The sequence below is a fragment of the Paenibacillus sp. FW507-14B1B genome (genome assembly GCF_058781425.1).
The window spans coordinates 170,480-182,700 of sequence record NZ_JBYSWS010000004.1 but is presented as its reverse complement, the minus strand read 5'-3'; the positions used below and the strand labels follow the sequence as shown (position 1 = coordinate 182,700).

Genomic DNA, 12,221 nt, shown 5'->3' with positions numbered 1-12,221 from the left:
ATTTCATTGGAAATAGTGCATCATAATACTTTGACATAATCGTTTTTAAATGATATATCAAATTTAGTAAGGGGAAGTTATATGGATAACATTCCGTTATATCAACATATCGTCATTGATTTAAAGGCGAAGATTGAATCCGGTGAATTGAAAATCGGGGACAAGCTACCAACCGAAGCCGAAATTTCTAAAGAGTACAACGTAAGTCGAATCACTTCAAAGAGGGCGCTGACTGAACTGGAGAACGCCAACCTGATTTACCGAGTACAAGGCAAGGGAAGTTTTGTGAACTCTGTGATTACCGCCAATCGAACCATGGAGCGGGCTAATAAAGAGATTTTGCTGATCCTTCCGTTCACTCATAATTCAGCTCTAGGTGATTATGAAAAAGGGATCAATGAATATCTTGCAGAAACGGACTATACCCTTAATATCCAGTCCAATACGATCGTTGGGCAGCGCAAGCTGCTTCAGACAGCACTTCAAAGCTCGAATTCGGGGATTATTTTTTATCCGGTAACCAGCATTTCCGATCTCGATATTCTGTATCAGTATCATTTATCCCAGTTCCCTGTCGTGACTATGGACAAACATATTGAAGGCATTCCGTTTCCATCGGTTGTCTCGGATAATTTTGATGGTGCTTACCAAGCGACCAAACATTTAATCGAGAATAATCATAAGAAGATTGCCTTTATCTCTTCCTTGAAAGTGGAGACATCCTCATCCATTCGCGAAAGATACTTCGGGTATTTGAAGGCACTCTTTGATCACAATCTGGTCGACAACAGTGTTAATGATCTGACCGAGCGCTATCTTACTCATGCTGATGATGATGGAAGAGATTTTTACATCCGGTTCATTAAGTCCGTTCTTGAGCAGGGCATCACGGGAATCATCGCCGAAAATGACATCATTGCTATCGAAATTATTCAAATCGCTAAAGAGCTGGGACTCTCTGTTCCCGATGATTTCTCCATCGTAGGGTTCGATAATATTCAACTTGCAAGTTTCATTGACCCTAAGCTAACTACGATTTCACAAGATTTCGGCAAAATGGGGGGTCTGGCTGCAAAACATTTGATACAGCTCATCCAAAACCCGCACGACCATTCAAGCGAGAATGTCATTGTGCCGGTTAAGCTAATCGAACGTCAGACCGTCAAAAGATTGTAATACCCACTCTCATAACCAAAAGGAGATTGCCATCATGCTGCACTATATCGACACCAGACAAGGCTCTAATAACAAACATTCGTATTCTAACGGGAATACGCTGCCATACACTTCCGTTCCTTTCGGTATGAATCACTTTGTTGTTCAAACGAATGATGATGGAAGCTGGTTCTTCAATCCGAACGACCGTGTATTTCAAGGGTTTCGTTTGACACACCAGCCAAGCCCTTGGATGGGAGATTTCGCCCATTTCCTCATGACTCCGATTGCTGACGATAAGATCAGAGGAACGGTCTTCACTTGTCAGAGCTCTTATCGCCCTGAAGAAGCTGTGTTCAAACCCAACTATGTACGCGTGAAGCAGCAGCGTTATAACATTACGACAGAGCTCACTCCTTCCACCTACGGTGCTTCCTTACGTATCAAGTACAATTCCAGCCAACAAGCAGGATTTGTAGTGAACGCTAAAGGCAAGAGCTCACTTACATGGGATGCATCAAGCCGCAAACTATCCGGATTTATCAGCAACTTCTCCGGTTGCCAAGATGAGAACTTTGGCATTTATGTGGTCATGACATTCAGCAAAGACATCGACCTCTCCACTTCCGGCATCTATGATGCTGAAGGTAATTTCAGTGCAACTACAGCCGTTGAAGGATCTAATCAGCATGCCGTGATTCGCTTCGTTGACTGCGAGAAAGGTACGCTGGATGTTAAGCTCTCCACTTCTTTCATTAGCTTGGAGCAAGCTGAACTAAACCACGAGCGCGAGATCACAACAACTTTTGATCAGATGAAAGAAGATTCAGCGAAGGCTTGGAATCACTACCTGAGCAAGATCAAAGTTACGCATCGTAACGAAGAATACTTAAGAACTTTCTATACCTGCTTGTACCGCATGTTCTTGTTCCCGCAAAAGTTCTATGAACTGAATGCAAACAACGAGCCGGTTCACTACGATACAACAGCTAAAGAAGTGAAGAACGGCATCCTTTATACCAATAATGGATTCTGGGATACATACAAAACGGTATATCCGCTGTACTCCATCATCGCTCCGAACGAATACAAAGAAATGCTTGAAGGCTTCCTAAATTCGTTCCGCGAAACTGGCTTCTTGCCAAAATGGTTGTCCCCGGATGAGCGCGGCCTAATGCCAGGTACGCTGATTGATGCTGTTATTGCGGATGCAGCAGTCAAAGGAATTGCTGACTCACTTCTACCTGAGCTGCTTGAAGCGATGCTGACAGCTGCAACGACCCAGAGCAAGACGAATATTTATGGTCGTCAAGGTACACTGGATTACTTGAAATACGGTTATGTGCCAAGCAATTACCATGAAAGTGTTAACCATACCCTTGATTATGCTTATAGTGATTACTGCATCAGCCGGGTAGCTGAAGTATTAGGTAAAACCGAAATTGCTGAACAGTACAGACAAAGCGCGCTTAACTACCGTAATATTTTCGATAAAGAAACCGGATTTATGCGTGCTAAAGATAAAGATGGACAATTCCGTCCAGGCTTTAGTGATACGAGCTGGGGGCTTGATTATGCCGAAGGCAGTGCGTGGCAGAACAGCTTCGCGGTCTACCAAGACTTCGAAGGATTGATTCAGGCTTACGGATCGAAGGATCGATTCTTTAACCACTTAACCGAACTATGCAATAAAGCACCTGACTTTGATGTCAAAGGTTATGGCTTCGAGATTCACGAGATGAGTGAAATGGCAGCCGTTGATTTCGGTCAGGTAGCCATCTCCAACCAGCCGAGCTTCCACATTCCTTACATGTTCAACTATGTGGGACAACCTGCATCTGCCCAAGTTGTCATCAAGCAGATTATGACGAACTTGTTCAATAGCGGCTTTGATGGCTTCCCTGGTGACGAGGATAACGGCAGTATGTCTGGCTGGTATGTATTTAGCTCCATGGGCTTCTATCCTGTATGTCCGGGCAGCGGCGAGTATGTGCTAGGCATTCCGTTGTTTGACTCGGTAACGATCGAGCTGCCAAACGGCAAACAAATGAATATTCATACAGACAACAACAATCCACAATCCAACTTCGTAGCGAACGTTGCACTGGACGGCGAAGATTACACGAAGCTGTACTTGAAGCATGAGGACATTATGGATGGAAAAACACTTGATTTCAGACTGGGTCTGGCTCCAAGTTTCCGCCAATATGAATCCGAAGAAATTCCGTTCTCCATTTCGAAGAAATAACATAGAAAAAGGACACCACGAGCTAACCACATCACAGGTCTCGAAGGTGTCCTTTTTTTATATTAATGCTCGGATTGTAGTATGTATCCCTTGCCCCGGATACTCTCGATCGACATGATAGGTCTTATCTTCTTTCTCACCCGGTAAATCAGTGCATTCAGCTCTTCAGTGCTTACGTCAGGTAACTCACCATCACCATAGCTTCGTTCTGGCCAGACCCAGCACTTCATCTGTTCTTTAGACACGAATTGGCCTTTATGGTTCATCAGGAGTTCAATGCACTTATACTCTTTTTCCGAGAATGCATATACTTCTTCTTGAAAGATGAACTCTTGCTTAAATGGGTCCAATCGCACCTGCTCTGATGCTTCAAAAGCTGCTATCTGCTTCATTAACGGAGTAATATCCATCGTCTCATCCATACTCACACTAGAGAATGACAAGACGATTAAATCACCTGCCAGCGCAATCTGATCCATATGCTGAAGAACTCTCTCCCCATTCGGGCTCAGTCGTTCCTGGTTTACGTAAGTACCATGTTTACTGTTCAAATCTTTAATGTAATACAGCCCATTCTTGTACTGTAGTGCTGTATGTTTCCGGGATACAAACAGATTATCAAATACAATATCGGGATTCCACTGCTTGCCCTTCCTACCTAGAATCATCTGATTCTTCAGCGGGATTACATCTCCCCGTTCATAGGGATTCCCGCGCTCCACCACTAAAAAGGAGGATCTGTCCATCTTACTCCCTCCTCATTTCTTTATTCTTTGTATTCAGATTATCGATTATCAGATCACTATCATGCAATTGTTATGGTCCAGCTATTGAGTGAGCTCTCTAAATGGATAAGATGAAATAAGAGGATCTATAATACTGTACATTTTAAACAAATTTCGGGGGATCGGATAGTGAGACAACTAAAAAGAAGAACGAAAATCATTATGCTGCTTACAGCTGTGCTCATATTCATGTTTATCAATAATACAACGCTATTCACTAAAGAACATCCAAGTGAGCCATTATTACTCGCACATCGCGGTATGGGACAGACGTTCTCCATGGAGAATATCCAAGGCGATACCTGCACAGCTTCTCGAATTTATGAGCCGGAGCATCCATATTTGGAGAACACCATTTCTTCCATGAAGGCAGCCTTTGACGCAGGTGCAGACGTCGTTGAATTCGATATCAAACCGACAAAAGACGGTCAATTCGCCGTATTTCATGACTGGACGCTAGACTGCCGAACTAATGTACAAGGGACGGTCATGGATTATACCATGGAAGAGCTGAAAAACATAGATATTGGCTATGGATACACAGCAGACCAAGGTGAGACTTACCCATTCAGAGGAAAAGGAATTGGACTTATGCCCTCATTAGAGGAAGCCTTGTCTGCTTTTCCAAGTGGTTCTTTCTTAATTCATATAAAGAGCACAGATTCGAATGAAGGTACTCAGTTAGCTGATGAACTGTCTGAGATGTCAGATGAGCAATTAAGCCGTCTTACGGTATACGGAGATGATGCACCCATAAGCACGTTAAAACATGAGCTGCCCACGCTTCGAGTCATGTCGAAGTCCACATTAAAAAGCTGCCTAATCTCCTACACCGGAGCCGGCTGGACAGGGTATATCCCTTCTGTATGTCAGAACACTCAGCTACATATTCCCGAGAAATATGCCTCTCTCCTGTGGGGTTGGCCCGATAAATTTATTAATCGAATGGAAAGTGTGAATACAAGGGTTATTCTAGTAGCCGGCGATGGTGGCTGGTCTGAGGGATTCGATTCCGACGAAGATCTAGAGCGTCTGCCGGATAACTATAGCGGTGGGATCTGGACGAATCGTATTGATCTTGTCGCTCCTAAGCTAAAACTCAGCAAAGATTGAGCCATGATCCACTAACTCATGAAAATATTCTACGTTGTGTTCAGCTTTATGCATCAAAGCTTCATACATCAACTTTAACAGCCGTACTTAGAGTGTCTTGAGACATTCAGGTACGGCTGTTTGATCTGTTACACAAGCCGGAATTAGAAATTGGGAGTATGAAGGGATCGTATTCGAGCAAATCATAAACCAAGTGGAAAATCACGTCTCCATTCTTTACAATGAAGAGAAAGTGAGGTGCAAATATGAAAAATATGGTTCACAATAACGCAAAAATAGTTATTAGTATAGTAGTATCCGTTCTAGGGATCTTCATCTTATGGTTTGCTCTGAGCTCAAGCAAGGAGAAGCCTTCCAAAGTAGAACAATTCGTTGAACAGCATATGAGAAACGAGAACGGTACATGGGCCACCTATCTTCAGGAAGCCCATTCTGTAGATCAGAACATTGTGGCCGGCAGAGAGGCGCTGTCAGAGTCGCTTGGACTCTGGATGCAGTATGCGGTATTACAGCAGGATCAGTCCAGATTGAATGAGAGTGTGGACGTTTTGAGAACGTATTTTATATCCCCCCAACAGTATGTCTACTGGAAGCTCCAGCCTTCAGGGCAGTCCGATGTAAGCACCAACGCGCTGGGAGATGACCTAAGAATTGTAGATTCGCTCCTGAAAGCCTATGCCCTATGGAAAGACGAGACCTACCTTAGCATCGTTAAAGATATTACATCCACACTGCAAACGGAGGTTCAGCACAGCGGATACTTTGTAGATTTTCATGACTTCAAGAACAAAATATCTTCTGACACGCTTAGTCTGGTTTATATCGATATATCCGCATTAAAAGGAATGCTGAACAACGGCCTGATCTCCGATTCTGAATATACACTGCATAAGGATTTACTCCTTCAGATGCCAAACGATGGGCCATTCTATCCTAAAACCTATCAGGTACAGTCTAAAAAATATACATACGACGAATCCGTTAATTTGATCGATCAGTTAATCGTCGGCATTCACCTCACTGAGGCTGGGAAGAAGCCCGAAGAACTTGTGCAGTTTCTGAAGAAGGAATTTGAGCAGCGTCATCAATTGGTAGGGCGGTATGATCTTGCAACTCATGCACCGAATGTGACGTACGAATCACCAGCAGTCTATGGATTAGCGATGTTATTAGCCATAAAATGTGACGATGTGGAATGGGCCAAACAATTGCAGAAGCGTATGGTGTCATTCCGAGATCAGGATAAAGCTTATCCTGGCGGATATGTATTCGATAACAACACTCACATTTTCGATAACCTGTTTCCTCTGATTGCTGAAACGACATTAAACAACGAACGATAGCATTTTCACATTTAACCTATTTATTGTATGATTCCCACGAAAATCATGTCGATTTATGTCTTTTTATGTAATAATATATTCAGGGGTTAACGCAACACTCGCGCTAGAAAGGAAGGATGCGTATGAAGAAACATATTCCTATTCGCCGTATTGAACTTGGTTACTTCCTCATGATTGCCCTCGTCATTATACAAGAGCTTATTTTTTATTGGAACATTTATGATAGACAAGTCCTAACCGTTTCTGAGGTTGTTTTTAGTGTAGCTACACTCATATCCTTGCTTGTCGGATTTATTCTACCGGTAGGCGTCACTGCTGTTTTGATATTCGTATTCCTTGTCAGTTATTTCGTCTGGTTATCGACCTACGCAACCATAGGAATACTTACGCTCTCCTGGATGCTGCTGATTCCCGCAAATGTAATGATAGCCGCATTCATACGTTCTGTATTGATTCAGAACAGCCGTTTCATTGAGCGCTTAGAAGCACTGAAGACGAGAAACCCTGATATCGATCTAGATACTTCACTCGGTAATAAGGATGCCTTCTCCGATACGTTGGTGAAACAGTCTAATCTTGCGAACCGCTACTCTGATCAGTATAGCTTCAGCTTAGCTATGTTCAAAATTGAGTTTCTCCCGCTTGTCCAAGAATCACTTGGTTCACAGCGATATTCTCAGCTCCTGCTCGAATTGTCACAGACCATACAAGGACAAATCCGTTTTGAAGACTATAAATTCTCCCTTGATAATGGTCGGTTTATTATTCTCTGTCCTCTGACCAAACCAGAAAATCTGAAGAACCTTACAGAGCGGATTAAGCTTGCGATGATGAACATGCCCTTTACAGACAAGCATGGCAATCCTCTCAAGTTAGTTATTCGCGCTGGAGCACTCGTATTTCAACAAGATCAGTTCGAGAAGTATGAAGATAGCGATGCTGTCATTCGTGCGTTAGAACGGAACACAGAGACGGATCTCATCGGTGAATACATTTAATTCAATTCTATGACCCTACACAAAAGGAGGTATGCGCCTTATGTCATATACCAGCTGGTTCATTCCTTTATGTATTGCTGTCAGCATCCTATTTACGATATCCATTCTGATCTTGACGATTTCAACGTTAAACTTTCGATCTAAAGTCAATAAAAAGTATGATCGGGGGAAATTAAATGGCTGATTTCCTACTCATAATATCCATTATTAGCATTTGGATCGCCGTCTGCCAGTCCATTCTCATTATGGCAGGCGCTATTGTATTCATTCGCAAACAAAACCGCGAGCAACTGACCATGCCGGATAACCTTGAAGATTTCCCTACCGTGACCGTAATGGTGCCGGCGCATAATGAGGAACTCGTTATCACGTCTACGGTGGAACATATTTTGCAGATGAATTATCCAGAACATAAACTGCAGGTCATTGTCATTGCAGATAATTGTACCGATAACACTGCGGCAAAACTGAAATCCTTGCAGGCATCTGCCAGTTACGAAGGACGTAATCTGCTTATTCTTGAACGAACAGGAACAGGCGGTAAATCCGGTGCACTTAACGATGCATTGAAGCATGCAACGGGGGAATGGATCTGTATCTATGATGCGGATGCAGCTCCTGAGAAGAATGCACTGCTGTTTCTAACACGGAAAGCGATGGAGGAGCCTGAGAAATATGGCGCGGTATTCGGACGTAACAAAGCCCGTAATCGCGGTCAGAACTTCCTGTCTCGGTGCATTAACCTGGAGTTAGTCACGATTCAGCGGGTGCATCATACCGGACTATGGCAACTCTTTAAGTTAGGAACCATTCCTGGTACCAATTTTATTGTGAAATCATCCCTTATTCGAGAAATTGGCGGCTGGGATGAAGATGCGATTACTGAGGATACTGCAATTTCATTCGAAATCCTGATGAGAGGACAGCTTATTGCCCTTGCGCCACAAGCGGAGGCCTATCAACAGGAACCTGAGAAACTAAGTGTATATATGAAGCAGCGCGAACGATGGGCTAAGGGGAACTACCAGGTCGTACTTGATAATCTCCATCACTTGGTGAACCGTTCTAGCTGGCGGATCAAGTTCCACGTCCTTTATTATGCAACAAGTTATTTCTGGTTTATGATTGCCATCATTGTTTCAGATATCATCTTTGTAGCGAACATTATCTACCAGATCATTGCCTTGTTTAATCCAGCCGTTGTATCCCCTTTTCAATTTCAAGGCGACGTATATGTATTCTTGGTTATTGCATGGGCTCTTATGTACTATATTTACGTCTTACAGATTAATCTTGCTCTGGCAGCAGATATCGGGCAGAGCAACACACGCAACTTCATCTTATCCTGTGTATCCTATTTCACATATTCCCAGCTATTCTTAATCATCTCCGTCAAAGCTTTTGCAGGGATGCTTATTGATAAAATCACGGGCCGAGAGAAAAAGTGGTATAAAACACAGCGGTTCGGTTGAAACCCAAGTATCATGAGCGATCACTTTTGCTCAGCCATAAAAGCAAAGCACTCCCACCGGTCAGAAGAGACCTGGTGAGAGTGCTTTTGTTCTATATGTGAATACACGTTTACAGGAATATTTGTCCAATAAAACGAATTACATTATAAAAAGGACAATCTGTCTGGAAAGCGGTGTTTTACATATGTTCGGAATTTTAGGTGTATCCGGTTTATCATTCTTACTCGTCGCATTATTAACCCCTCTTCTTATCAAGGGATTGCATACCCTTAAGCTTACACAGCCCATTCGCACTGAATTACCTCCAGATCACCAAGCTAAGCGTGGAACGCCGCTTATGGCTGGCTTGATCCTGCTTACGGGTGTGGCGACATCACTCCAGTCTCTCCCTGCCCCTCTGATGATGTTTCTCTGTGTGACGTTCATTCTATTCAGCTCCATCGGCTTTATGGACGATTTCAAGAAGGCTGCGTTTCAGGATCCCTCAGGGATTTCCGGGCGTATGAAACTTCTCCTTCAGTTTGTATTTACAGGTGCACTATTGTATGTGCTATTCCGTTCGTTTGGTCTTACCAGTGACATTACACTATTTCAGGGATTCGAGCTCCATCTTCCCATTTATATATATCTGCCGATTATACTTCTGTTCGTGGTTGGCTCTGCCAATGCAATCAATTTCACAGATGGGCTTGACGGGCTGTTAATTAATGTAGCAATTCCAACTTACTTCTTCTTCTTTCTGATCTCGGATAAACCGGAGGTGCAAACCTTCTCACTCGTCATGATCGGGTGCCTGCTTGGTCTGTTTCTATATAATATCTATCCCGCTAGAGCATTCATGGGTGATACGGGGTCCCTTGCGATTGGTGGCTCTCTCTCCATTCTGGCGGTCATTGAAAAAGTCGAGATATTGATCCCGATTCTATTCTTTGTCTATCTCGCTGAGCAGCTCTCTGTCATCCTGCAAGTGTGGTATTACAAACGGACGAAGTTGCGGCTATTCCGAATGGCTCCTATTCACTATCACTTCAGTCTCAAATATGGCTGGAGCGAGAATAAGATCGTGATGGTATTCGGCTTTGTATCCTGGTTCTCTGTGCTTCTATGCTGGCTTTTATGGAAATATGTAATCGCCTGAATGTAACACAATAAAATTTCGCAAGTTTCAGAAAAAAATATTTATCTTGAATTAATTTTCATGAAACTCAATAATATGTTCAGGACTTATCTGCCGAGTCTCACGTAACATCACCACAAACTTATTTTAGACAGAAGAAAGGTTGACATCCGCAACATGAATGAAGCGCACAACATGAACAGAAAGCAGGTACGTAAAGAGCCCTTCCCTGTCTCCATCCTGTCACTTACAGCAGGCGCCTTTGCGATTGGTATGACCGAATTTGTTATTATGGGAATTCTGCCGAATGTGGCGGAGGATTTACATGTCAGTATTTCAACAGCAGGTCAACTCATTACGATGTACGCTCTCGGCGTAGCCGTTGGTGCCCCCATCCTGACCATTCTGACTCAACGAATTCCACAAAAGAAACTGCTATACTTGCTGATGGTTCTATTCATTATTGGCAACGGCATTTCCGTATTCGCTCCGAACTACAGCGTGCTCATGGCAGCGCGTATGATAACCGCCTTAACACACGGGACATTCTTCGGCGTTGGCGCTGTGATCGCCTCCAATCTAGTACCGCCCAACAAACGAGCGGGAGCTGTCTCCATTATGATGGCAGGCTTGACGATTGCTAATATCATAGGTGTTCCTCTCGGAACCTTTATCGGACAAAACATGGGCTGGCGAGCTTCATTTGGTGCCATCGCCATCATGGGTGTCATCGCATTGATTGGTATCATTCTATTCATCCCTAAATTGAAACAAGAAAAGCCCGTTAGTGTGGTGAAGCAACTATCGGCTGTAATCCAGCCAAAGTTACTTATGTACTTACTGATCGGCGCTTTAGGCAATGCCGGATTATTCACCGTATTTACATACATTAATCCATTACTTGTGGAAATCACTGGTTATGCAGAACACAGCGTAACCTGGATTCTAGTCCTGTTCGGCTGCGGCGTCACGCTTGGAAATATGGTTGGTGGTAAGCTCGCAGATTGGAAGCTGATGCCCTCTATTCTAGGACTTTATTTCGCCATAAGTGTCATTCTTACGATCTTCACTGTTACGGTATATCATCCTCTTGCGGCCGTAATCACGGTCTTCCTGTGGGGAACCGCTGCCTTTGCGGTTATGCCAGGGCTTCAAGTACGGATTATGAGTCTCGCTGAGGATGCTCCAGCACTTGCATCCACCTCTAACCATTCTGCGGGGAACCTGGGAAATGCCGCCGGGGCCTTCATTGGTGGCTGGGTTATTACCCACTTATCCTTGAACGCCTTGCCATGGGTTGGAGCACTACTCGTTGGCCTCGGTCTGGTGTTAGGTATTGCTTGCTATATCGCTGAGCGAAAAAACAGTGTAGCGCAAACAGCCTAAACACGCAAAAAAAAGCAATAGCACGTTGTCCTCACAGACTTCGTCTATTGCTTTTTTCATTTATCATGTTGCCATCATGCTTATTTATAAAACACTTTATCTACGTTGTACTTCGCTTTGAACTCATTAATAATATACGTTTCATAAATTTCTCTCTCCACTGGGTCCTCAATCACACAAACTTCAATCTTCGTAACTTCGTTTCGGTGATTCTTCATTACGGAGACGGTATCCTCAAAGTGCTTCTTAATTCTCGGTCTCAGCTTTCTAGCTTTACCTACAAACAGCAGCTCATCTTGAGCATTGTAGAACATAAAGATTCCACCCTTTTCTCTAGTAATCAGGTGAAAATCTGTGAATCCATAAATATTACTTAGCTCTGGGGCATCTTGTTTCGTAATCGTCACATCTGGTGTTGGAATGGTTATGTTAATCATTTAAAACTCACTTCCTCATCTATATATAGATGTAAATACTATCACAATTCGAGATGCGAGACCACTGATTTTACATTTGCGTAATAATACATAACATGAATACTGAATACAATCATTGATTTAGCTAATAAAATAAATAAATCACTACTTTATGGAATAATATATGA

The 12,221-nt window shown here is 43.2% G+C and carries 11 protein-coding genes; 9 read left to right on the top strand and 2 right to left on the bottom strand.

Features of this window, described 5'->3' with window-relative positions; all coding sequences use genetic code 11:
* Window positions 1-81: 81 nt before the first annotated feature.
* Entirely contained in the window at window positions 82-1,176 is a 1,095-nt protein-coding gene (locus AC3WJJ_RS19575) for a GntR family transcriptional regulator (protein WP_422658811.1), read from the top strand.
* Window positions 1,177-1,210: 34 nt separating this feature from the next.
* On the top strand, window positions 1,211-3,403 hold the full coding sequence (locus AC3WJJ_RS19570) for a GH92 family glycosyl hydrolase (RefSeq protein ID WP_492543362.1): 2,193 nt from the start codon (window positions 1,211-1,213) through the stop codon (window positions 3,401-3,403).
* A 62-nt stretch (window positions 3,404-3,465) separates the two neighbouring features.
* On the opposite strand, the gene AC3WJJ_RS19565 is transcribed toward AC3WJJ_RS19570, so the two are convergent.
* On the bottom strand, window positions 3,466-4,149 hold the full coding sequence (locus AC3WJJ_RS19565; protein ID WP_492543361.1) for an FHA domain-containing protein: 684 nt from the start codon (window positions 4,147-4,149) through the stop codon (window positions 3,466-3,468).
* 168 nt (window positions 4,150-4,317) lie between these two features.
* On the opposite strand from AC3WJJ_RS19565, the gene AC3WJJ_RS19560 reads away from it, so the two are divergent.
* From AC3WJJ_RS19560 to AC3WJJ_RS19530, 7 genes are all read left to right on the top strand, one after another.
* The gene (locus AC3WJJ_RS19560) at window positions 4,318-5,301 is read left to right on the top strand and encodes a glycerophosphodiester phosphodiesterase family protein (protein WP_492543360.1); all 984 of its coding nucleotides are present in this window, start codon (window positions 4,318-4,320) and stop codon (window positions 5,299-5,301) included.
* Window positions 5,302-5,546: 245 nt separating this feature from the next.
* On the top strand, window positions 5,547-6,644 hold the full coding sequence (locus AC3WJJ_RS19555; RefSeq protein WP_492543359.1) for a glycosyl hydrolase family 8: 1,098 nt from the start codon (window positions 5,547-5,549) through the stop codon (window positions 6,642-6,644).
* 122 nt (window positions 6,645-6,766) lie between these two features.
* Window positions 6,767-7,642 (top strand): GGDEF domain-containing protein, encoded by an 876-nt coding sequence (locus tag AC3WJJ_RS19550; RefSeq protein WP_492543358.1) that lies wholly within the window; start codon window positions 6,767-6,769, stop codon window positions 7,640-7,642.
* Between the two features lie 40 nt (window positions 7,643-7,682).
* Window positions 7,683-7,826 carry a hypothetical protein gene (locus AC3WJJ_RS19545; RefSeq protein ID WP_422658817.1) on the top strand — a complete coding sequence of 48 codons (144 nt, stop codon included), beginning with the start codon at window positions 7,683-7,685 and terminating at the stop codon, window positions 7,824-7,826.
* A complete protein-coding gene (locus AC3WJJ_RS19540; RefSeq protein WP_492543357.1) occupies window positions 7,819-9,114 on the top strand; it encodes a glycosyltransferase family 2 protein in 1,296 nt (431 codons plus the stop codon). The genes AC3WJJ_RS19545 and AC3WJJ_RS19540 overlap by 8 nt, the downstream gene beginning before the upstream one ends.
* 184 nt (window positions 9,115-9,298) lie before the next feature.
* On the top strand, window positions 9,299-10,252 hold the full coding sequence (gene mraY / locus AC3WJJ_RS19535; RefSeq protein WP_492543355.1) for a phospho-N-acetylmuramoyl-pentapeptide-transferase: 954 nt from the start codon (window positions 9,299-9,301) through the stop codon (window positions 10,250-10,252).
* 174 nt (window positions 10,253-10,426) lie between these two features.
* Window positions 10,427-11,617: an MFS transporter gene (locus AC3WJJ_RS19530; RefSeq protein ID WP_492543353.1), complete on the top strand. Its 1,191-nt coding sequence runs from the start codon at window positions 10,427-10,429 to the stop codon at window positions 11,615-11,617.
* An 80-nt stretch (window positions 11,618-11,697) separates the two neighbouring features.
* Here AC3WJJ_RS19530 and AC3WJJ_RS19525 read toward each other — a convergent pair whose 3' ends face one another.
* Window positions 11,698-12,054, bottom strand: a complete 357-nt coding sequence (locus AC3WJJ_RS19525) for a nucleotide excision repair endonuclease (protein WP_492543351.1) — start codon at window positions 12,052-12,054, stop codon at window positions 11,698-11,700.
* Between the last annotated feature and the right edge of the window lie 167 nt (window positions 12,055-12,221).

What these genes read in the sequence shown, in the direction of transcription:
- AC3WJJ_RS19575 (WP_422658811.1), top strand. Translation starts at nt 82, where the DNA reads ATGGATAACATTCCGTTATATCAACATATCGTCATTGATTTAAAGGCG.
- AC3WJJ_RS19570 (WP_492543362.1), top strand. Translation starts at nt 1,211, where the DNA reads ATGCTGCACTATATCGACACCAGACAAGGCTCTAATAACAAACATTCG.
- AC3WJJ_RS19565 (WP_492543361.1), bottom strand. Translation starts at nt 4,149, where the DNA reads ATGGACAGATCCTCCTTTTTAGTGGTGGAGCGCGGGAATCCCTATGAA.
- AC3WJJ_RS19555 (WP_492543359.1), top strand. Translation starts at nt 5,547, where the DNA reads ATGAAAAATATGGTTCACAATAACGCAAAAATAGTTATTAGTATAGTA.
- AC3WJJ_RS19550 (WP_492543358.1), top strand. Translation starts at nt 6,767, where the DNA reads ATGAAGAAACATATTCCTATTCGCCGTATTGAACTTGGTTACTTCCTC.
- AC3WJJ_RS19545 (WP_422658817.1), top strand. Translation starts at nt 7,683, where the DNA reads ATGTCATATACCAGCTGGTTCATTCCTTTATGTATTGCTGTCAGCATC.
- AC3WJJ_RS19540 (WP_492543357.1), top strand. Translation starts at nt 7,819, where the DNA reads ATGGCTGATTTCCTACTCATAATATCCATTATTAGCATTTGGATCGCC.
- mraY (WP_492543355.1), top strand. Translation starts at nt 9,299, where the DNA reads ATGTTCGGAATTTTAGGTGTATCCGGTTTATCATTCTTACTCGTCGCA.
- AC3WJJ_RS19530 (WP_492543353.1), top strand. Translation starts at nt 10,427, where the DNA reads ATGAACAGAAAGCAGGTACGTAAAGAGCCCTTCCCTGTCTCCATCCTG.
- AC3WJJ_RS19525 (WP_492543351.1), bottom strand. Translation starts at nt 12,054, where the DNA reads ATGATTAACATAACCATTCCAACACCAGATGTGACGATTACGAAACAA.